The following is a 20,375-nucleotide window of genomic DNA, read 5'->3' as shown; positions in this document are numbered from 1 at the left end:
TTGTGTTCCACCCCTTTCCCGCGCGCCCCCGGGGGGTGGGCGGGGGGGGGTGGGGGGGGTGGGGGGCGGGGGGCCCCCGGGCGGGCCCCCCCCTCGCCGCGGTCCAGGTCAGGGGTTGAGCACCGTCTCCACGGACTCGAAGCGGTCGACCTCGCAACCGCCGACCTTGTTGAACTCGGTGTCGATCTCGGTGTCCTCGACGTGCCCGGTGACGTGGACGACCTCGGGGCCTCCCATGATCATCGTGCACATCATGTCGTCGGTGTCGAGGACGAACGGCTCCGCGCCGACCTCCTCGATCTGGGCGCACGCCGCCTCGGGGTCGGGGTGGTCGCCGCCCGCCGGCGCGCACGTGAGGGTCCAGGTCCCCTCCTCGTAGCCGGCCTCGGGGGACAGGGACTCGTCGTCGTCCAGGGCGCGCTCGATCGTCAGTTCGACGCCGGCGTCCCCGTCGGCCGAACCGTCGTCACCCTGGCCTTCTTCATCGGTGTCGGGAGCTGACTCGTCGGGGGAGGAGGGGTCGGTGGACTGGTCGGACTCGGGTGCCGGAGCGTTCACCTCGGCGGGTTCGTTGCCGCAGGCCGTGATAAGCAGGCCAAGGGCTGCGAGAGCGGCGAGGCGGGCCGGCAGAGCCGTCGCGAGGGTGTGCAGTGACATACCGCTTGGACGTGGGGCGTCCGCGCCGGGTTCCCGGGGTTCTTACATTTTTCGCATCACCACGACACAGGGGGTCACATTGTTCGGAAACGGTGTTCCGGAGACCAACGTCACCGAGGTGCCCGAGGGCGCCTACCTGCTCGACGTCCGGGAGGGCGACGAGTGGAACGCGGGCCACGCCCCCGAGGCGGTCCACATCCCGCTCGGGGAACTGGGGGAGCGGGCGGGCGAGGTGCCCCAGGACAGGAAGGTGTACGTGGTCTGCCGCGTGGGCGGGCGCTCCGCCCAGGCCGTCGCGGCGCTCAACCGGTCCGGCTGGGACTCGGTCAACGTCTCCGGCGGTATGCAGGCCTGGGAGCACGCGGGTCGCCCCATGGCGGCGGGCTCCGGAGAGGAGCCCAGGGTCCTCTGAAGCACTTTCGGGGCGGAATTTGATCGGATTGTGCAAAGCCCTGCCACTCGGTGGCTTTCGGGTGGCACTATGACGTCGTGAGTTCCGAGCGCGCGCCCCTCAGCGCCGAAGCCGTGCTGGCCTCGTCAGCGGACGCGGTGGTCGGTCTCGACAGCGAGCTCCGGGTCACCGTGTGGAATGCTGCCGCCGAACGCATGTTCGGCTGGTGTGCGGACGAGGTGCTCGGCGGCGACCTGCCGATCGTCCCCGCGGAGCTGAAGGGCGAGCACGGCGCGGTGCTCGAACAGGTGCGCTCGGGAAGCCCCCTGTCGTTGTACACGCGCAGGGTGAGCAGGGACGGCACGCTCATCGACGTCCGGATCGGCGCCAACCGGGTGTCCGCCGGAGACGGCCGGTTCGTCGGGTGGGTGCTCAACCTCTACCCCTCCGACAACGACGTGCAGGCGCAGCGCTCGGCCATGGAGCGCGCCCGGCTGGTGCGTCGGCTCACCGACGTGGTCGTGGACATCAACGCCGACCTCAGCCTCAAGTCCGTTCTCGACCGCATCTCCCGGGGCATCACCGAGCTGACGGGGGCGGACGCGGGAGGGTTCGTCCTCCTCAACGAGGACCGCGTGGAGCTGGTGAGCCTCTCGGAGCTGTCCGACGAGCTCCAGGGGTTCACCGCCCCGCTGGAGGACAGCCTGTTCGGGGAGCTGCTGCGCAGCGGCAAGTCCGTCCTGCTGGCCAACGAGGACACCCGCGGCCTCCAGGACCTGGTCTGGGCCGACCTGCCGGGGCTGCACACCATCGCCCTGTGCGTGTCCAACGTGCACGGCCGCCCGTACGGCGCCCTGTACGCGCTCTACAGCCAGCGCAAGGTGGGGCACGTCGAGCTGGAACTGCTCGAACTGCTCGCCGCGCACGCGGGGGTGGCGATCGGCAACGCCCTGGCCTACGAGGAGCTCAACCTCCAGCGCGTCCACGAGCAGGCCGTGGCCGACTCCAGTGCCGACGGGATCGCGGTGCTGGACTTCGGCGGCCGGGTGCGCAAGTGGAACCGTTCGGCGGTGGAGCTCACCGGCTACACGGTGGACGCGGTCGAGGGACGGCACCCGCCGTTCCCCCTGCCGGCCTGCCACGGCCAGCCCGTCAAGCACAAGCTCAAGGACGGCCGCTGGCTGGAGATCCTCATGGCGAGGATCCCGCGCACCCACGAGTGGGTGGTGGACTTTCGCGACATCACCGCGCAGAAGGCCCTGGAGGAGGAACGCGAGGACTTCCTGGCCACCAGTGGCCACGAGCTGCGCACCCCCATCACGGTGATCCACGGGTACGCGACCACCCTCATGCGCAAGTGGGCACGGCTCACGCCCGACTCGCAGTACGAGGCGGTCGGCACCATCGCGGACCGGTCCTCGGCCCTGGTGAGCCTGGTGGACCGGCTCCAGCTGGGTTCGGACGTCTCGCGCGGGGAGATCCGGGTCAGCCGGGACAGGTTCGACCTGCTCGACGTGCTGCGCCAGGCGGTCAGCGCCTTCCGGCCGCTCTCGGACCGGCACGAGGTGTCGCTGGACGGACCGGACGCACTTCCCCCGACCGCGGGGGACAGCCTGGCCACGAGCATGATCATGGACCAGTTGCTGGACAACGCCCTCAAGTTCTCGCCCGGGGGCGGTCACGTGTACGTCAGCGCCCGCGCGGAGGCCGAGACCGTCGCGGTCACGGTGGACGACGAGGGCGTGGGGCTGCGTCCCGGCGACGAGGAGCGGATCTTCGACCGCTTCGTGCAGGCCGGGGTGCGCGGCGACGGGGAGACCGGTTTCGGCGGTCTGGGGCTGGGCCTGTACATCGTCCGGCAGTTGGCCCGTGACCAGGGCGGGGACGTGACCGCCCACCGGTTGGAGCGGGGGACCCGGATGCGCTTCACGGTGCCGGTGCACCGGGGAGAGGACCCGGGCCCCGAACTGGACGAGGACTCCGGGGCGGTGGAGCCGCCGGGCGCGGCGGCGCTGTACACGGGCCTCTTCGGCACAGTGCCCGTATCAGACGCGTCCCATCAGCAACCTTCGTCCCACGAATCGACAAAAACCTCTCAAACCTCCGAAGCCCTGTCACGTCAGCGATCCGGGCGGCGACGCGCGAGCCGCGCCCCGTGATTCGGACAGGCGCGGGTTTCCGTGCGAGGTGATCGGGGCATTTCCATCCCTGGTGGAATTCGCCGTCACACATCGGGCGGGTTCCGGTCCGCACGAGAGAGCACGAACGCGCAGGGACGAAACGTGTCAGGAGACAGCATCCCAGTCGATTCCGGGGCCCGTCCGCAGAAGGTCGAGCGGAGCGTCGTGCTTCCCTACGGCCCCGCGAGCGTCGCGGGAGCCCGGCAGCGACTGTGCGAGGACCTGCACGCGATGGAGATCTGCGAGGACCGTGTCGACGACGCCACCCTCGTCCTGAGCGAACTCGTCAGCAACGCCCTCCGCCACGCCAGCCCCCTCCCCACCCCCGCCAACCCCGACAACTCCGTCGGTGTGTCCTGGCGCATCGAGGTGGACCGCGGCTCCCGGTCCGGAGGGTGGGTGGAGATCGCGGTGCGCGACGGCGGGTCCAGCACGATGCCCCGGGTGGCGCGGCCCTCGGTGTCGGGGCTGGGCGGTCGGGGCCTGAGTATCGTCCAGACCCTGTCGGGTCGCTGGGGCACGGAGATGGACGCGACGACCACCACGGTGTGGGCCCTCCTGGAGATCTCCCCCGACGACGCCCACCGCACGGAGTGCGGGGCGGACGCGGACCACGGACGCAGCGCCGTCGAACAGCTCGTGGAACGGAGCGCCGTCGGCGTCGTCGAGCTGCGACTGCACCTGCGCGACGACGAGCGCGCCCGGAGCGCGCTGCTCTGAGGGGGTCTGCCGGGGGCGGGCGAGGCCACCCGGAGGAACGTGACCGATGTAGCGAAACACCGTCAACACACCGTCACCGAAGTGGCCGGGCTGTGGCCGGAACGCTACAGTCACGTCCGTGGAGTTGAAGATATCAAGCCGATCTCAAGAAGACGTCGCGGTGGTAACCGTAGGCGGTGAGATCGACCTGTACACGGCACCCCAGTTGCGCAGCGAGCTCGTCGGGGCCCTGGAGGACGGGGCGCGGCGGCTGGTCATCGACATGTCACGGACGGATTTTTGCGACTCGACCGGTATCAGCGTGCTGCTCTCCGCGATGAAGCGTTCCCGTGACAAGGGTGGTGATCTGGAGCTCGTGGCGCCCAAACCGGCGGTCATGAAGGTCCTGAAGGTCACCGGCCTGGACGAGGTGTTCGTCATCCACGCCGGCCTCGACGCGTTGCCGGTGGCCGCGGGGACCGGCACCGCCCAGTAGACGGGGCGAGGTGCGCGAGGAGGAGGCCGGCGGCCCGGAGGGAACCGGTGTCGCCGTGGTGATCGCCGCCAAGGACGAGGCCGAACGGGTCGGCAGGACCGTGCGGGCCGCCCGTGACCTGCCCTGTGTCGACCTGGTCGTCGTGGTCGACGACGGTTCGGCGGACGCGACGGCGGACGTCGCCCTCCGCGCCGGGGCGCGCGTGTTCAAGCACAGCCGCAACCGGGGCAAGGGAGCGGCCATGGAGACGGGCGCCGAGGGCGTCCGGCTCATCGAGAAGCACGAGGCGGACACCGGTACGTCCCGACCGCCCAGGCACCTGCTGTTCCTCGACGCGGACCTGGAGGGTACGGCGGCGGGGGCCGCCCCGCTGGTCGAGCCGGTCAGCGAGGGCAAGGCGGACATGACCATCGCACTCTTCCCCGCCACCCGGATGCGCCTGGGCGGCCACGGCTTCGTGGTGCGCCTCGCGCGGAGCGGGGTCAGCAGGGCCACGGGCTGGGAGCCGGAGCAGCCGCTCAACGGTCAGCGCTGCCTGACGCGCGCCGCTTTCGAGGCGGCCAGGCCGCTGGCGCCGGGTTTCGGGGTGGAGACCGGCCTCACCATCGACGTGCTGCGGGCGGGGTTCCGCGTCGAGGAGGTGGAGGTGCCGTTGGAGCACCGGGCCACGGGCACCGACCTGAGGGCGCAGCTGCACCGCGCGCACCAGTTCACGGACGTGGTGAGGGCGCTGGTGGCCAGGCAGGTCCGGCCGGCGGTCCAGCGGCGGTGGCTCCGGACCCTGGGGCCCCTGACCTTCACGGGACGGCAAATGTCGCGAAAACTCGGTTACAGGGCTCGACGAAATCGCCAGGAGTAGCACCATAGGTGCGATGCGTAGCGATACGCTCGCGCTGTGTTCACTACGATCATCGCCTCGCTGGGTCTGGTCGCCGGTCTGGGCGGCCTCGCCCTCGGCAGGTACGCCCTGATCAGGGCCCGCGCGATCGGCGACGAATCCCAGGTCCTGGCCAATCGGACAGCGGCGGTGGGCGCCTCGGGCGTCGACCCGTTCGCCGTCCGCGACGTGGCCGTACTGCACTACGACGCCCTGGAGGAGATGTCGGGTGCCCGCTCCTTCTCCCTGGCACTGCTCAACAGCGACGGTGACGGGGTGGTGCTCACCTCCATCAACGGCCGCACCGAGTCCCGTACCTACGCCAAGGCCGTCGTGCGCGGCGAGGGCGACATCCTGCTCAGCCCCGAGGAGTACCGGGTCGTCCGGACGGCCCGGCTGGGCAACGGGGTCGGCACCGTCGTGCCCGCGCCCGCCGTCCCGGTCGACCCGGTCGAGACCCCGCCGGCCACCGCCACGGTGACAGGCTCCGAGCGGAGCGGGTCGGGCACCGATCCGGAGTCCATGGTCACGGTGCTGGAGAGCACCGAGGAGGCCGAGGACGAGGACGAGGCGGGCGAGCCACCGCAGGACCGGGCCGGTGACGAGGGGCCGGACGGGGAGGACACCGACCACGACGCCTCCGCGGAGGACGAGGTGGACCGGGCTTCGGAGCCCGGGCCGCCGGTCGCGCCCGCGCGGGTCACGGTCGAGAGCCCGAAGGACGCCGCGGGTGAGGACACCTCCGTGCGGGGGTGACCCCACCGCCCGTCCGGCGGAGCGTGTCCCGACTCGCCCACCCGCGGCCCACCGGTCCGTATAGCCTGGCACCATGCCCAACCGTTACGCCTACCTCGGCCCCGAGGGCACGTTCACCGAGGCCGCGCTGCGCGCCCTGCGACCCGACGCGCCCGACGAGGCGCGCGTCCCGTGCGACGGCGTCGCCGCGGTCTTCGACGCGGTCCGATCCGGCACGGTGGACGGCGGCGTCGTCCCGCTGGAGAACTCGGTGGAGGGCGGCGTCACCGCCACCATCGCCGAACTCGTCAACGGGGAACCGCTCCTCATCACCGGCGAGACGGCGGTCCCCGTCGAGTTCGCGCTGTTCGCCCGGCCCGGCACGGTCATCGAGGACGTCAAGCGGGTGGCCACCCACCCCCACGCCCTCGCCCAGTGCCGCGGCTGGCTGGCCCGGCGCCTGCCCGACGCGGACACGCACACCGTCTCCTCCACGGCCGCCGCGGCGCGCGCGGTGTCGGAACCCGGAGCGCCCTACGACGCGGCGATCTGCGCGGTGATCGCCGGCGAGCGGTACGGGCTGCACGCGCTGGCCGTCGGGGTCGGCGACCGGTCCGACGCCGCCACCCGGTTCATCTACCTGTCCAGGCCCGGTGCGGTGTCCGCGCCCACCGGTGCGGACCGGACATCCCTGGTCGCCTTCATCGCCGACGACCACCCCGGGGCCCTGATCGAGGTGCTCAGCCAGTTCGCCGTGCGCGGGGTCAACCTCACCAGGCTGGAGTCGCGCCCCACGGGCGACAAGCTCGGCAGCTACTGCTTCTGCATCGACGCCGAGGGACACGTGTCCGAGGCCCGGGTCGGTGAGGCACTCATGGGCCTCCGGCGGGCCTGCCGGGACGTGCGCTTCCTCGGCAGCTACCCGCGGGGAGGGCAGGCCATCGCGTCCGACCCCCCGCTCCGGCCCCGCCCGGCCACCGACGCCGACTTCGCGGAGGCGGAGCAGTGGCTGGCGCGTGTCCGCGCCGGGCACGTCGACTGACGCCTGCGGCATCCGGGTTCGAGACCGGGAGGGGCGGAACCGCGGACCTCCAGGTCGGTGCTAGCACCCGCCGGTCGGCGGGCCCGCCTCGCCCCGGCCGTCGCCCAGCAGGTGGTGGCCCTCGAACACCCAGTTCTCCGTCGCCGCGCGGCGCAACTCCAGGTACAGGGCCAGTCGCAGCGCCGTGTCACGGGGGCGCGCGCTGTCCAGCGCCTCCAGTGCGGCGGTGAGTTCCTCGGTGGTCATCTCGTTCAGCGGTTTCACGGCGGACTCCCCATGGTCGTTCTCCTTGTGTGGGTGAGTACGCCGTCACTGTGCGTTCATGACGCGGTCCCGGGGCAAAGATGTGTCCAGCGCGGAGCCCGGGCGGTAACCTGCAAGACGTGATCGACCTTCGCGCTCTTCGAGAAGACCCCGAACGACTCCGTGCCTCGCAGCGGGCCCGCGGGGAGGACCCCTCCGTCGCGGACCGGCTGCTCGACCTCGACTCCGGCCGCCGCTCCGCGCTGACCCGGTTCGAGACGCTGCGCGCCGAGCAGAAGAGTGTGGGCAAGTCCGTCTCCAAGGCCTCTCCGGAGGACCGGGAGGAACTCCTGACCAAGGCCAAGGCGCTGGCAGCCGAGGTCAAGGAGGCCGAGGCCGAGGCCGGTCGCCTCGCCGAGGAGCTGGCCGCCGTCCTCGCCCGCGTGCCCAACATCGTGGAGGAGGGCGCGCCCGAGGGCGGTGTGGACGACTTCCGGGTCCTGGAGACCGTCGGAGCCCCCCGCGAGTTCGACTTCACCCCGCGCGACCACCTGGAGCTGGGCGAGATGCTCGGCGCCATCGACATGGAGCGCGGCGCCAAGGTGTCGGGCTCCCGTTTCTACTTCCTCACCGGTGTGGGCGCCCAGCTGGAGCTGGCGCTGCTCAACATGGCGATGAACCAGGCCGTCGCCGCCGGTTTCACCGCGATGATCCCGCCGGTCCTGGTCAAGCCCGAGACGATGGAGGGCACCGGGTTCCTCGGCGAGCACGCCGACGAGGTGTACCGGCTGGCCGCCGACGACCTGTACCTCGTGGGCACCTCCGAGGTGCCGCTGGCCGGGTACCACGCCGGGGAGATCCTCCCCGCCGACTCCCTGCCCAACCGGTACGTGGGGTGGTCACCGTGCTTCCGCCGGGAGGCGGGCTCCTACGGCAAGGACACCCGGGGCGTCATCCGGGTCCACCAGTTCAACAAGGTGGAGATGTTCGTCTACACCCACCCGGACCAGGCGCACGAGGAGCACAAGCGGCTCCTGGCCTGGGAGCGGGAGATGCTCGACAAGCTGGAGCTGCCCTACCGCGTGGTGGACATCGCCGGGGGCGACCTGGGCACCAGTGCCGCCCGCAAGTACGACTGCGAGGCGTGGGTCCCCACCCAGGAGACCTACCGCGAGCTGACCTCCACCTCGAACTGCACCGACTTCCAGACGCGCCGCCTCAACGTGCGGTTCCGGGGCGAGGACGGCAAGCCCCGCTTCGCCGCCACCCTGAACGGGACGCTGGCCACCACCCGGTGGATCGTCGCCATCCTGGAGAACCACCAGCGGGAGGACGGTTCCGTGGTCGTCCCCGAGGCGCTGCGCCCCTTCCTGGGCCGCGACGTCATCGAACCGGTCAAGACGAAGTAGCGCCCGCGAACGCGAGGAGCCCCCGGAAGGCGGGGGCTCCTCGTATGAGGTGGGAACCGGTCTACAGGTACGGGCCGGAGACGTGCTGCTCGTCACCGCCCACGGGGCCGCCGTCCTGTGCCTGGAGGCCGGAGAGACCGGGCGGCAGCGCCTTGCGCATGTTCTCCAGCTGGGCGCGGGCCGCCATCTGCTGGGCGAACAGCGTCGTCTGGATGCCGTGGAACAGGCCCTCCAGCCAGCCCACCAGCTGCGCCTGCGCGATGCGCAGCTCCGCGTCGCTGGGCGCCGCCCCGTCCGCGAACGGCAGGGTCAGCCGGTCCAGCTCGTCGATGAGCTCCGGCGCGAGGCCGTCCTCAAGCTCCTTGATCGACGAGGTGTGGATCTCCTTGAGGCGGGTGCGGCTCGCCTCGTCCAGCGGGGCGGCCTTCACCTCGTCCAGGAGCTGCCGGATCATGCTGCCGATCCGCATCACCTTGGCGGGCTGCTCCACCATGTCGGCGAGGGAGCGGGGCTCCTCACCGTCGTCCTCGTGGGCCCCGTCGTGGGACTCGGCCCCCATGACCAGTACCTGGGGCTGGTCCTTCTGGTCGTCTGCGCTGCTCATCAGTCCCCTTACGTGGATGTACCGGCACGCCGTCAACGGGTGAGAAGGATCTTTCCGGTGTGCGCGCTCGATTCCATGACGCGGTGCGCCTCCGCCGCGTTCCGCATCGGTATCGAGCGGTCCACGACGGGCCGGATGGCTCCTCGTTGTACCAACGGCCAGACCTGCTCCAGTACTCCCGCCACGATGGCCGCCTTCTCGTCCAGGGGACGGGAACGGAGCGTCGTCGCGTGTACAGAGAGCCGTTTTGCGAGCATACGCCCCAGGTCGACCTCGGTGCGGCGGCCTCCCATCAGCGCGATCATCGTGATGCGGCCGTTAGTGGCCAGCGAACGCAGGTTCGCGTCGAGGTAGGAGCCGCCCATGATGTCGAGGATGAGGTCGGCACCGCCCTCCTCGCGCATGCGCGCGGCGAAGTCCTCCGTGCGGTAGTTGACGGTGATCTCCGCCCCCAGTTCGCGGCAGCGGGCCAGCTTCTCCTCACTGCCCGCCGTGACTGCCACCCGGGCGCCCAGGGCGCGGGCGAACTGGATGGCGAAGGTGCCGATGCCGCTGCCGCCGCCGTGGACCAGGACGGTCTCCCCCGCACGCAGGTCGCCGACCATCACCAGGTTGGACCACACGGTGGCGGCCACCTCGGGCAGGGCGGCGGCCTCGACCAGGCTCACCCCCTCGGGCACCGGGAGCAGCTGACCCACGGGGACCGCCACCTTCTCGGCGTAGCCGCCCCCGGACAGGAGGGCGCACACGGGGTCGCCCACGGACCACCCGGCGTCCTCGGTGCCGGGGCCGAGCGCGGCCACGGTGCCCGAACACTCCAGGCCCGGGTACTCGGAGGCGCCGGGCGGAGGCGGATAGGTGCCCTGCCGCTGCGCGACGTCGGCGCGGTTGACCGCTCCGGCGGCCACGTCCACCAGCACCTCCCCCTCTCCGGCGACGGGGTCGGGAACCTCTGACCAGGCGAGGACCTCGGGTCCTCCCGGTTCGGTGATACGGATCGCGTGCATGAGCCAGACAGTACCCGGGGAGGTTCAGGGAAGGTGTTACGGATTGCCCTGTCCACCGGGCCCGAAGGATGCTTCTCCGGGGTGGAGCGGGTAAGAGTGACACCGGGAAGCGGATCCCGCCTCTTCCCCTGTGGGGCATCCCTTCCTCCACAGCACACCCCCTTGAAGCAGGAGAACTCCGGTGGCACACCAGGAACAACATGGGTCGGGTCGTACCTCAGAGGCGGGCACGGGGCCGGAGGCAGAGGAGCGCACCGAGTCGCTCTGGGAGAGCGGGGACGAAGACGCGGGGGGCACCGCCGAACCGGTCGCCGCAGCCGCGCCGGAGCCGTCCGACCCCGCGAGGGAGCCCTCCGCGCCCGCCCCGACCCCCAGGGAACAGTGGTTCGGCGGGTTCGAGGGGGCCGCACCGCCCCCGCCGCCGTACGCGCGGCTACCCGAGGACACACCTCCCCCCGTACCGGGAACCGGCTACCAGGCGCCGCCGCCGGACGAGGAGGACGACCCCGGCTCCCCCGCCGAGGCCGGTGAGCCGGAGCGCCCCGAGAACTCCCCGGGTGCCGACGGCACCCCGGCACCAGAGGAGGAGGACCAGGGCGGCACGGACCGGTCGATGCCCGGTTCGGCCCGGAGGCCGCAGCGCCCCCAACGGCCCCAGCGCCTCCAACGCCCCACCCGTCCCGGTGGAGGCGGACCGGACCCACTCGCGCCGCGCAGACTGCGCAGCGACTCCGACGTCCCCGAGCCCGAGCAGCTCCCGCCCCTGGACACCGACCGGGGAGCCCCCTCCGAGGCGCACGGGCCGGACAGCCCGGAACCCGGTTCCGGCCCGGCCGCGGAACCCGAACCGGGCACGTGGACGGCACCGAACGGGTCCGGCCCCGTCCACGGCATGGGACCGGTGCCGCCCCCGGCTCCCGAACCCGGCCCCGCAACGGCGCCGGGCCCCTGGGCGGACGACGAACGCACCGGCTTCCTCCGCCCCGGTCCGGGCCCGTCCGACTCCGGACCGCGCCGGACCGAACCGCTGCAGCCCCGCAACCCCGAGCCCCCGCCCACGCTCACCGGACCGCGCGCCGGTCTGGCACCGGTGCCGACCCCGCCGTCCGGGCAGCCGCCCCAGCGGCGCCCCGACCGGGACGGCGAGACCGCCGACGCCCTCAACGCGGCCACGCTCGTGCGCAACCGCCGGCAGGGGCCGAGCGGCGGCTGGCGCCGCGCCGTGCACTCCGCCACCCTCGGCCTCGTCAACCCCGGGGAGTCCGCCAAGGTCCTGCGCCAACGCGAACTGGTGGCCCGCGCCTGCACACCCGTCGCGACCGGACACCACCGAGTGGCGGTGCTCAGCCTCAAGGGCGGGGTCGGCAAGACCACCACGACGGTCGCGCTGGGCGCGACCCTGGCGTCGCTGCGCGGCGACCGGGTCCTCGCCGTGGACGCCAACCCCGACCGGGGCACACTGTCGGACAAGGTGCGGTTGGAGACCGCGGCGACCATCCGCGACCTGCTCAACGAACGCCACCTCGTGTCGCGCTACGCCGACATCCGCGGGTTCACCTCCCAGTCACCCAGCCGGCTGGAGATCCTCGCCTCCGACCGCGACCCCGCCGTCTCCGAGGCGTTCAGCGACGGCGACTACCGCGAGGTCGCGCGCCTGGTCGAGCACTTCTACTCCATCTGCCTCACCGACTGCGGCACCGGCCTGCTGCACTCGGCGATGCGCGGGGTGCTCGGGCTCGCCGACCAGGTGGTCCTGGTCAGCTCCGCGTCCGTGGACGGGGCGCGCAGCGCCAGCGCCACCCTCGACTGGCTGGAGGCGCACGGCCACGGGTCACTCGTGCGCGGCGCCGTGGTGGTGCTGTCGATGGTGCGGTCCAACAGCAAGAGCAGCGTCGACCTCAACCGGCTGGAGGAGCATTTCGCCGGCAGGTGCCGCGACGTCGTCCGGGTCCCCTGGGACGGCCACCTGGAGGAGGGCGCGGAGGTCGACCTCGAACAGCTCGCGCCGGGGACGCGGGACGCCTACCTGCAGCTGGCGGCGTCGGTGGGGGAGGCGTTCGCCTGGCGCAGGTGACACGGGACCGGTCCGAAACGGGCACAACGCACGGAGGGCGCCTCTCCGGTTTACGGGACCCGCTTCCTGACAATGGTGGGGAGGGGGATGGTGCAGCATGAAAGCACAGGAACGCCCGCCCGCCGTGGTGGTCGGGGTGGACGATTCGAGCGCGTCCCGTGCGGCCCTGGCCTGGGCGACCGGTGAGGCGTCCAGGCGCGGTGTCCAGTTGAGGATCGTGCACGGGATGGGCCTGCCGGTGGCATTCGGCCTGGGCGCAGTGGCCGACCGGTCCCTGTCGGAGGAGGTCAGGGAGACGGCGCACGGACTGCTCACCGCGAGTGCGGAGTACGTGCGCCGGACCAGGCCCGAGGTGGACGTGGCGACCGTCCTGCGCCCGCAGGACGCCTGCACCGCCCTGCTCGACGAGGCCGGGCACGAGGACGTCGTCGTGGTGGGTTCGCGCGGCCACGGCTGGATCCGGTCGGCCGTCCCGGGGTCGGTCTGCGTCCGCACCTCCTCCCACGCGCCCTGCCCGGTGGTGGTCGTCCCCGACACCGGGGAGCCCGCGCCGCACAGGGGGCGCCTCGTGGTCGGGGTGGACGGCTCGGACGTGTCGCGCCGCGCTCTGCGCTTCGCTCTGGGCGAGGCGCTGCTCACCGGCTCCGAGGTCGTGGTGGTCAACAGCTGGGAGATGCCGCTGGCCGCCGACTCCGCCTCCCTCACGGCCGAGGCGCAGTCCCCCCACGAAGGGGTTTTCGACCGCCGGTCCGGGGAGCTGGTCGCCGGCCTCCTCGCCGAGGAAGTCGACGAGCGGACCGCGCACCTGGACATCAGAGCCGTGCGCGTGCGGGCCGCCCCGGTGAAGGCCCTGCTGGACGCCGCAGCCGACGCCGACCTGCTCGTCGTGGGCTCGCGCGGACTCGGCGGGGTCCGGGGGCTGGTGATGGGATCCGTCAGCCAGGGGGTGATCCACCGCTCCGGGGTGCCGGTCGCCGTCCTGCCGCCGCACTCCGGCGAGGCGGACTGAGGCCGTAGGTCGGACGGGGCGACGACCTTTGACCTGTGCCGTTCCGGCAGGGCGCTGGTCTACTCGGTGAAGATGGTTCGCAGTGCTGTCGCAGTGCTAGAGGGGGAGCTATGACAAGCAACGAGGTGCGCCCGGGCCGGGTCGTCGTGGGGATCGACGGTTCGGACCACTCCCGGGCGGCGTTGGAGTGGGCGGCGGCGGAGGCCGTCCGCAGGAACGCCCAACTCCTGATCGTGCACGCGCTGGGGATGCCCCTGATCGTGTCCGCCCACGGGGGCGCCGCGCGGTTCGACCCCACACCGGAGATCCACGGTCAGGCCAGCGGCATGCTGGGTGAGGCCGAGGCGCACGCCCGTGAGCTGCACCCGGGCGTGGAGACGGAGCTCCTGACCGCGATGGAGGACGCGCCGCCGGCCCTCCTCCGGCAGAGCCACCCCCACGACCTGATCGTGGTCGGCACCCGGGGGATGGGCACGTTCAAGTCGATGTTCGTGGGATCGGTCAGCGTGCGCGTGGCCGCCCACGCCCCGTGCCCGGTCGTGGTGGTGCCCTCCCACGAGGGCAAGCCCGCGTCCACGTCTCTGGACAGGATCGTGGTCGGTGTCGACGGCTCCAGGAACGGGCACCGCGCCCTCGGCCTGGCCGTCGACCTGGCGGCCGAGAGCGACGCCGCACTGGTCGTGGTCCACAGCTGGGAGGTGCCCTACCCCTACGACCCGGTCGCGATGACCGCCGCCGGGTACGAGCCGCAGGAGAACCTGTTCGAGAGGCAGTCCGAGGAGATGGTGGCGGAACTGCTCGCCGAGGTCATCGACGAGCGGCGCGAGGACCTCGACGTCGAGATCAGTGTCGTGCGCACCCAGAACAGCCCGGTGAGCGCCATCCTGGATGCCTCCGCCGGCGCCGACGCCATCGTGGTGGGCTCGCGCGGCCGGGGCACCGTGCGCGGCATGTTCCTGGGCTCGGTCAGCCAGGGCGTGCTGCACCGCTCCACGATCCCCGTGGTCGTGCTCCCCCGGCACGCCGACGAGGACGAGTAGGTCGGTCGGCGCTGCGCGGACCGTGGCGGGGCCGCGGCCCGGTAGGAGGAGTGCTCCGGCCCGGGTGGGCTCCAAGCTCCAGCAGGGGGCTCCCGGGTCGGACTCAGAGCGTCAGGTGGTGGGGTGAGCCCGGCGAGGAGGGGCTCCACCCCTCCTCCCGGGCCTGCCGGATGGCGGAGGCGACCACGGCCGGGGTGACGGGGACAGCGGCTCCGCGCCTGAAGCAGTTGTCCGGGCGCGGATGGCGCGTCGCGACGACGAGCACCCGCCCGGGGCCGTCCGCGAGTTCGGCCGCGAAGGTCATGGGGCTCTCACCCAGGCCCTGCGAGTAGGTGGCCCGACGGCGTACACGCCAGCGGTAGGCCGTGTCGTCCACACTGATGCGGCGTGAGCCCTTGCGTACCAAAGCCATGAGTCTCTTCTCCGAGGATCGGGAGCGGCGCCGTGGTGGTTCGTGTGGGAGGCAGCATGCTCGGTTGGCCGACGGGTTGTCCACGGCATTTTTCCTGCGGTGTCTCGGGGGTTGGGGGCGTGGGCGCTTCTCGGGTTCGCTGACCTGCGGACGTTCGGTTTTGTGGCGGGCGGGTGAGGGGTCTGAACCCACGAGGCCCCGTTGTACCGAGGGGCCTTGGTGACCTGTCGACAAACCGTCGAAGCGTCTTGTGACCTGCGCGGATGTTCCGAGGGCTTCTCGGCGCTTCCGGTCTCTTCCCGGAGCCATGTGCGATGGAGCTGGGGCGCTTCGGATGCCCCGATGGGGGAGAGAACGCCGCTCCGGCACCCCCAGAGAGCAGCAACCACGGTTCCGGTCCCGCGTGTCCTGTGTTGCGCCAGGTTCCGCGCGGGTTCGGGGGGTCAAGGGGGCGCGAGCCCCTTGGTACTGCCAGACCTTGACTGAGTCCTCTAGTCAGATCACACCAGACCGTTGTCCTTGGATTCGAGTTCCTCGGAGGGGTGGGCAACGTCGGCGGGGAGCATGGAGAGGTAGACCCACGGTGGCGCATCGTCTTTCCGTACCCGGATGACGACGGCGCTTCTCTCGGTCCCGATGGCGGGGTAGTCCTCGGGTTGGGCCCGTGGCCACGGGGAACCGATGGCCACCCCGTCGACGGACGCGCCGATGTGTTCATGATCGATGATCTGAACGGTGACCCCCCAGGACTGATGGGTTGTGACCCTGACCTGTACGAGGTCTCCTACTGTCAGGTCGGTCGTTCGGCTGCTGCGTGAGCCGTTCGCTTCCGCCGCCACGTGTGCTGTCCTCTCACGGGCTCGTCCCCGCACGGCCTGTCTCCCGCGTGAGCGCCCCCGGACCCCGGACCCTCGCTCCCGGACGCACGGAAGGCCGGTGGCCTGCCGCCCATGTGCACCTCAGGTGCACCGGGGCGGGGCCACCGGCCTTCGCCGTGTCTTGCGCGAGCCCCCGACCTGCGGCGACCCGGTTGTGTGGCGGAGGGTATGGGATTTGAACCCATGAAGCCCCGTTGGTCCGAGGGGGTCTGACGACCTGGTCACTAACCAGCGAAACGCTCAGTGACCTGCATTGATGTTCCGGAGGCTTCTCAGTGCTTCCGGCCGTTTCTCGGAGTCATGTGCGATGAATGTGCGATGGGGCTGTTGACGGCAGCGCACCGCGGAACTGATGCACGGATAGCAAAGGTGTGCGCTGCGATCGCTGTGTACGCGTGGTAGTTCGTTTGCAGACAGGGTCTGTCCGCGGTCAGCAGTAGTCTGCGGTGCATGCCCCAGCCCCAGGACAAAATCATCCCCTTCGATGCGCTCACCGGCCAGGATCTCGTCTTGGACGCGGTCTATGCGGGAGGCTCGAAAGGCACCTCTGGCGATGATCCGATCGGGAAGCTGCTTCCCGTGGGCAACTCGGGCGGCTTCCGGTACAGAGGTTCTCCGGCAAAGCAGGACATCCGGCTCTGCGCGCTCTGCAGCTCGGGCAAGGATCCCGACTGGCCCGACGAGCTGGACCCTCAGACAGGGCTCTTCACGTACTACGGAGACAACAAGGAGCCTGGCAGCGAGCTCCATGACACTCCACGCAGGGGCAACGTGCTGCTGCGTGACACCTTCGCGTGGGCCAACGGTTCCGCTGAGGAACGGTCGCGGGTCTTTCCGTTCATGTTGCTCCAGAGCACCGGCCGCGGACGTGACGTCCGCTTCCGCGGACTGGCCGCTCCGGGTGCCGCCGGCCTGCCCGCGGATGAGGAGCTCGTGGCGATCTGGCGCAGCACGCAAGGACAACGCTTCCAGAACTACCGGGCTGTGTTCACAATCCTGGACGTTCCTGTCGTGACCCGGGCCTGGATCGACGAGATTCTGGAGGGCTGCTCCACCGGACCGAACTCGCCGGAGCCATGGCGCCGGTGGGTGGCCGGCCGCCAGTACACGCCACTCCAGGCTCCTTCCACCACCACGATCCGCACCAAGGAGCAGCAGGAGCCCGGCAAGGGCAAAGCGGCGCTGGTTGCTGAGATCGTCTCCCACTTCAAGGACAACTCGCATGCCTTCGAGGGCTGCGCTGTGGAGCTCTGGCGCATGATGGCGCCCTCGACCGGGCGGGCCGAGGTGACGCGTCACAGCCGTGACGGCGGGCGCGATGCGGTGGGCGAGTACGAACTGGGACCGATGGCCGACCGGGTAGCGGTCGAGTTCGCGTTGGAAGCCAAGTGCTACTCGCCAAGCAACGGCGTAGGGGTGCGCGACACGTCCCGGCTGATCTCTCGGTTGCGGCACCGTCAGTTCGGCGTCTTCGTCACCACGTCCTACTTCAACCGTCAGGCGTACAAAGAGGTGCGGGAGGACAAGCACCCGGTCGTCCTCATCTGTGGCAAGGACATCGCAGACCTTCTCGCCTCTCGGGGTTACAGCACACCGGAAGCCGTCCGTGAATGGCTGGCGGCGACGTTCCCGCATGACAGGTAGCCACTGCCTGCTCAATCCCAGTGGAGAGCAACCGCGGTTGAGGTCCCGCGCGGGTTCTGGCGCGGTCGGCCCCTACCCCTTCACGCCCTGTGTCGCGCCAGGTTCCGTGCGGGTTCGGGGGGTCCAGGGGGCGCGAGCCCCTTGGTACCACCAGACAGTGCCCGATTCAGTCGCTCCCGCGGGGCGCCTCCTGGAAGTGGGAAGGTATGGCTGCCGACCGGGCGAGGGACCGGGCGGCAGCCCGCAGCCCGAGCCGGGCGGCGAGTCGTCGCGGCGGCGCTCGCGCCGTCGCCTTGATCCCATACAGCCAAACTCGGCAGTGGCTGGCCCACGGGTCCTGACTTTCGGTCAGTGGCATGATATGATGCCGAAAAAACCAGTGCAGCTACCCTACATGGAAGATGCCATAAGTTAATGGTATGGACTCCTATTCCAGAAAATTGCTTTCTTCTGGAATTGAATCATTCTTATAAGTATGGGGAGCGGCGCTGGATTGGCGAAGATGGAAAATTCATTTTCACCTGGGATGGTGAACATGGCGGCGAAGTGGAAGTCTACAATAAAAGAGGACGCCACGTCGGCGTGATGCACCCAGTTTCCCGGACTCTGATAAAGCCAGCGGTGAAGGGGAGGAAAATCGATGTATAGAGCCGAAGAAATAACTTTCGTAGAAGCTGCACTCAGTGGACACGCAGGCCTAGAAGACATCGACCTCTATATCGACGCTTGGCATGACGGGGATGATGACCGGGATTTGCATGATTATCTCGGCATGACCTGGGATGAGTATCGACTCTGGGTTGAGCGGCCGGAGTCTCTTCGCTATATAATATCCTCCCGAGCTCATGAAAAACCTATTGAGGCTGAACTTTTTGAGCAAGCGCAACGCAAGTACGCTCTAGCTGCGCGTGCCAAAGAAAATCAAGCACAAGGCGTTTTGGATTGGCTTATCAAGCAAAAGCGCGTTTAGAAGCTTCTTCTGTAAGGGCTTCTACGCTTGTTGCAAAATACTCCCTTGAGCCCCCTGTAGATATTTCCGCTCTTCTTTCTGAATTTGCGGACGTTTCTTATGCCCCTTGGCCATATGACTGTGACGCGGTGACCCTTTTTGGGAAAGGCAGGCCCAAGGTTTGGGTGAAATCAGGTCTAAGCGATCTGAGGTGTCGCTTCACGCTAGGTCATGAACTCGGTCACATTCAGCTTGCGTGGCATTCAGAGTCAATTTTCTGTACCCCGGGACAAGACGACCCGTACCTAGAGTCAGAGACTCGCGATTCAAGCCAAGAGGAGCGAGAAGCGAATCTATTCGCCTCGGAGCTACTTGTTCCCCCGGATTGGGTTTCTTCAGGGCTGCCGGACGATTTTTCGTTTGGCGTTGATGGGGTCAGGTCCATTCTTTCTCATTTGGAGAAGGCGAAAGTCTCCGCTCAAGCTGGAATCATATCTATCTCTCGGGCATTGCTCCCGGGGCATGCTATCTTTTTGGGAGATAGATTCGCCCTGAGTCGAGGAACCTCATGGCCGGGTTCTGCTCCTCTTTCTCAAGCCGAGATTCGTGAATATCTTTCTTCCGCCCATAAGGTCCACGAAGTAGAGCATCAAGGGCAAAGGATCATTTGGGCGGAAATGATTCCCCCTGTATTGGTCTCCGAAGTCAGCGATGCTCTTGATGGAAAAAAGCCTTTCTCTGTCCTCAAGGAAATCTGTCTGGAAGTTTACCCCGAGGGGGAGGCTATGCGGAGGGCTCGCTCTATCAATGGAGTTGTTGGAGGGCTGCTCAGTGACAAGAAGAGAAAGTGGACTCCGGAATCAGTAATTTCCGTGATCTCTGCGAGGGTTGGAAATAACTCGGCCAATAGGGCGGCACTTGAGCACCCACATTTTCCTTCCTATCTTCACGGGCATGCTCTTTCTGTCCTAAGGCGCAGATGAGAAGCCTCTTGATGGGCGAGAAGGAAGACAGTTCAATTGAAGTCTATTTCTATATTTTTTTGCGCTCGGAAAAGTGGCCAACATTTCTCAGTCGTGTTGCAGTCGGCAGGCTTGATTTGCGTTAAGGCTGTTCTATGACTGACCGAATGTTGAGAGCTCTTGGTGACGCATTGCGGGTTGCCCGAAAAGGTGATCTGTGCTCCGGGGTTGAGCTCGCGTCGCGTGCAGATGTCACACAGTCGACGGTTTCCCGGGTGGAGAACGGGCAGCGAGTCTCCAGCGTGGAAACCGTGGAGAAGCTCATCGCTGCTCTGCCGTTCCCGACCGACGAGGCCGAACGTCTGACATCGATGGCCCGGGACGCCTACGCCTTCGCCGCTGAGGACAAACGTGTGGACGCTGGGCTCTCGCTCGTGCCTAGTGCGACTCGCAGGCTGGTTGCATCCGTACGTATGGTGCGTGGGTTTCAGGGTGCGACGGTTCCGGTGCCCCTGCGGACGCATGAGTACACAGCCGCCGCTGGCGGCACCCCGGAGTCGGCCGTGGCCTGGGGCAAGGTTCTGACAGCCGAGGGCAAGCGCTTGCGGTTTGTCGTCACCGAGTCGGCGTTGCGGACCTGGCCCGGCTCGGGTGCGTGCATGCCAGCACAGCTTGATCACTTCCTGGCGGTTGCTGAGCGGCCCAACGTGACCCTTGGGGTGATCCCGTGGGGCGTAGGCCTGCCAGTGATGCCTCCGCACGGGTTCACGGTGTGCGATGAGGCGGGGGTCCTGGTGGAGACCTTCACCGCCGAGATGACCCTGACTGGGTCGGAGCACGTGAGCACCTACCGGGATGCCTTCGATGCCCTGGAAACCGTGGCTGTGACCGGGGAGGACTTCCGGCGAGTGGTCGAGCGTGCCGCCGACGACATACGTCAGATTATTCAGTGAACTCATTGAATAGATGAGCCGAGTTGCCGTACTGTGCCGTCTGAAGCCAGGTGTATAGCCCTCTAGACGGTGGTGGTGTGCGTGCGTATCTGGGCCCGGATGTTCCCTAGCCAT

Annotated in this window: 22 protein-coding genes; 16 read left to right on the top strand and 6 right to left on the bottom strand. The window is 69.2% G+C overall.

The window, feature by feature from the left end:
- Positions 1-108 precede the first annotated feature (108 nt).
- Positions 109-657: an SSI family serine proteinase inhibitor gene (locus ACFWTE_RS26440; RefSeq protein WP_378782623.1), complete on the bottom strand. Its 549-nt coding sequence runs from the start codon at positions 655-657 to the stop codon at positions 109-111.
- 79 nt (positions 658-736) lie between these two features.
- Between ACFWTE_RS26440 and ACFWTE_RS26435 the strand changes: the two genes are divergently transcribed.
- From ACFWTE_RS26435 to pheA, 7 genes are all read left to right on the top strand, one after another.
- Entirely contained in the window at positions 737-1,069 is a 333-nt protein-coding gene (locus ACFWTE_RS26435) for a rhodanese-like domain-containing protein (protein ID WP_378782622.1), read from the top strand.
- A gap of 77 nt (positions 1,070-1,146) precedes the next feature.
- A complete protein-coding gene (locus ACFWTE_RS26430) occupies positions 1,147-3,207 on the top strand; it encodes a PAS domain S-box protein (RefSeq protein ID WP_378782621.1) in 2,061 nt (686 codons plus the stop codon).
- Between the two features lie 123 nt (positions 3,208-3,330).
- The gene (locus tag ACFWTE_RS26425; RefSeq protein WP_378782620.1) at positions 3,331-3,948 is read left to right on the top strand and encodes an ATP-binding protein; all 618 of its coding nucleotides are present in this window, start codon (positions 3,331-3,333) and stop codon (positions 3,946-3,948) included.
- A 118-nt stretch (positions 3,949-4,066) separates the two neighbouring features.
- Complete coding sequence (locus tag ACFWTE_RS26420) at positions 4,067-4,423, top strand: STAS domain-containing protein (RefSeq protein WP_378782619.1); 357 nt, start codon at positions 4,067-4,069, stop codon at positions 4,421-4,423.
- A gap of 10 nt (positions 4,424-4,433) precedes the next feature.
- Positions 4,434-5,282, top strand: a complete 849-nt coding sequence (locus tag ACFWTE_RS26415) for a glycosyltransferase family 2 protein (RefSeq protein WP_378782618.1) — start codon at positions 4,434-4,436, stop codon at positions 5,280-5,282.
- Positions 5,283-5,318: 36 nt separating this feature from the next.
- Positions 5,319-6,056 carry a DUF4446 family protein gene (locus ACFWTE_RS26410; RefSeq protein ID WP_378782617.1) on the top strand — a complete coding sequence of 246 codons (738 nt, stop codon included), beginning with the start codon at positions 5,319-5,321 and terminating at the stop codon, positions 6,054-6,056.
- Between the two features lie 73 nt (positions 6,057-6,129).
- The gene (pheA, locus tag ACFWTE_RS26405) at positions 6,130-7,077 is read left to right on the top strand and encodes a prephenate dehydratase (RefSeq protein WP_378782616.1); all 948 of its coding nucleotides are present in this window, start codon (positions 6,130-6,132) and stop codon (positions 7,075-7,077) included.
- 60 nt (positions 7,078-7,137) lie between these two features.
- Here the strand turns inward: pheA and ACFWTE_RS26400 are convergent, their stop codons facing one another.
- Positions 7,138-7,341, bottom strand: coding sequence for a hypothetical protein (locus ACFWTE_RS26400; protein ID WP_378782615.1), 204 nt, complete (start codon positions 7,339-7,341; stop codon positions 7,138-7,140).
- A gap of 119 nt (positions 7,342-7,460) precedes the next feature.
- Between ACFWTE_RS26400 and serS the strand changes: the two genes are divergently transcribed.
- On the top strand, positions 7,461-8,729 hold the full coding sequence (gene serS / locus ACFWTE_RS26395; protein ID WP_378782614.1) for a serine--tRNA ligase: 1,269 nt from the start codon (positions 7,461-7,463) through the stop codon (positions 8,727-8,729).
- A 61-nt stretch (positions 8,730-8,790) separates the two neighbouring features.
- On the opposite strand, the gene ACFWTE_RS26390 is transcribed toward serS, so the two are convergent.
- Entirely contained in the window at positions 8,791-9,333 is a 543-nt protein-coding gene (locus tag ACFWTE_RS26390; RefSeq protein ID WP_378782613.1) for a bacterial proteasome activator family protein, read from the bottom strand.
- Between the two features lie 32 nt (positions 9,334-9,365).
- Positions 9,366-10,340 (bottom strand): NAD(P)H-quinone oxidoreductase, encoded by a 975-nt coding sequence (locus ACFWTE_RS26385; RefSeq protein ID WP_378782612.1) that lies wholly within the window; start codon positions 10,338-10,340, stop codon positions 9,366-9,368.
- Between the two features lie 181 nt (positions 10,341-10,521).
- On the opposite strand from ACFWTE_RS26385, the gene ACFWTE_RS26380 reads away from it, so the two are divergent.
- The 3 genes from ACFWTE_RS26380 (at position 10,522) to ACFWTE_RS26370 (ending at position 14,463) form a co-directional block, all read left to right on the top strand.
- The gene (locus tag ACFWTE_RS26380) at positions 10,522-12,414 is read left to right on the top strand and encodes an AAA family ATPase (protein WP_378782611.1); all 1,893 of its coding nucleotides are present in this window, start codon (positions 10,522-10,524) and stop codon (positions 12,412-12,414) included.
- Between the two features lie 97 nt (positions 12,415-12,511).
- Positions 12,512-13,423, top strand: a complete 912-nt coding sequence (locus ACFWTE_RS26375; RefSeq protein WP_378782610.1) for a universal stress protein — start codon at positions 12,512-12,514, stop codon at positions 13,421-13,423.
- 110 nt (positions 13,424-13,533) lie between these two features.
- Entirely contained in the window at positions 13,534-14,463 is a 930-nt protein-coding gene (locus ACFWTE_RS26370) for a universal stress protein (protein WP_378782609.1), read from the top strand.
- Between the two features lie 103 nt (positions 14,464-14,566).
- Here ACFWTE_RS26370 and ACFWTE_RS26365 read toward each other — a convergent pair whose 3' ends face one another.
- Both ACFWTE_RS26365 and ACFWTE_RS26360 read right to left on the bottom strand, forming a co-directional pair.
- Positions 14,567-14,875 carry a hypothetical protein gene (locus tag ACFWTE_RS26365; RefSeq protein ID WP_378782608.1) on the bottom strand — a complete coding sequence of 103 codons (309 nt, stop codon included), beginning with the start codon at positions 14,873-14,875 and terminating at the stop codon, positions 14,567-14,569.
- 500 nt (positions 14,876-15,375) lie between these two features.
- Positions 15,376-15,714 (bottom strand): hypothetical protein, encoded by a 339-nt coding sequence (locus ACFWTE_RS26360; protein ID WP_378782607.1) that lies wholly within the window; start codon positions 15,712-15,714, stop codon positions 15,376-15,378.
- A gap of 489 nt (positions 15,715-16,203) precedes the next feature.
- Here ACFWTE_RS26360 and ACFWTE_RS26355 point away from each other — a divergent pair, with 489 nt between their 5' ends.
- The 5 genes from ACFWTE_RS26355 (at position 16,204) to ACFWTE_RS26335 (ending at position 20,261) form a co-directional block, all read left to right on the top strand.
- Positions 16,204-17,397 carry a restriction endonuclease gene (locus tag ACFWTE_RS26355; RefSeq protein WP_378782606.1) on the top strand — a complete coding sequence of 398 codons (1,194 nt, stop codon included), beginning with the start codon at positions 16,204-16,206 and terminating at the stop codon, positions 17,395-17,397.
- Between the two features lie 414 nt (positions 17,398-17,811).
- Entirely contained in the window at positions 17,812-18,045 is a 234-nt protein-coding gene (locus tag ACFWTE_RS26350) for a colicin E3/pyocin S6 family cytotoxin (RefSeq protein ID WP_378782605.1), read from the top strand.
- Positions 18,038-18,367, top strand: a complete 330-nt coding sequence (locus tag ACFWTE_RS26345; protein ID WP_378782604.1) for a hypothetical protein — start codon at positions 18,038-18,040, stop codon at positions 18,365-18,367. Before ACFWTE_RS26350 ends, ACFWTE_RS26345 begins: the two co-directional genes overlap by 8 nt.
- Positions 18,340-19,329, top strand: coding sequence for an ImmA/IrrE family metallo-endopeptidase (locus ACFWTE_RS26340; protein WP_378782603.1), 990 nt, complete (start codon positions 18,340-18,342; stop codon positions 19,327-19,329). The genes ACFWTE_RS26345 and ACFWTE_RS26340 overlap by 28 nt, the downstream gene beginning before the upstream one ends.
- 134 nt (positions 19,330-19,463) lie before the next feature.
- Positions 19,464-20,261 carry a helix-turn-helix domain-containing protein gene (locus ACFWTE_RS26335; RefSeq protein ID WP_378782602.1) on the top strand — a complete coding sequence of 266 codons (798 nt, stop codon included), beginning with the start codon at positions 19,464-19,466 and terminating at the stop codon, positions 20,259-20,261.
- Positions 20,262-20,375: the final 114 nt, after the last annotated feature.

The sequence above is a fragment of the Nocardiopsis sp. NPDC058631 genome, assembly GCF_042716955.1.
In the GTDB taxonomy this organism is placed as follows: Bacteria; Actinomycetota; Actinomycetes; order Streptosporangiales; family Streptosporangiaceae; genus Nocardiopsis.
This window is presented reverse-complemented; position numbering and strand designations above follow the sequence as displayed.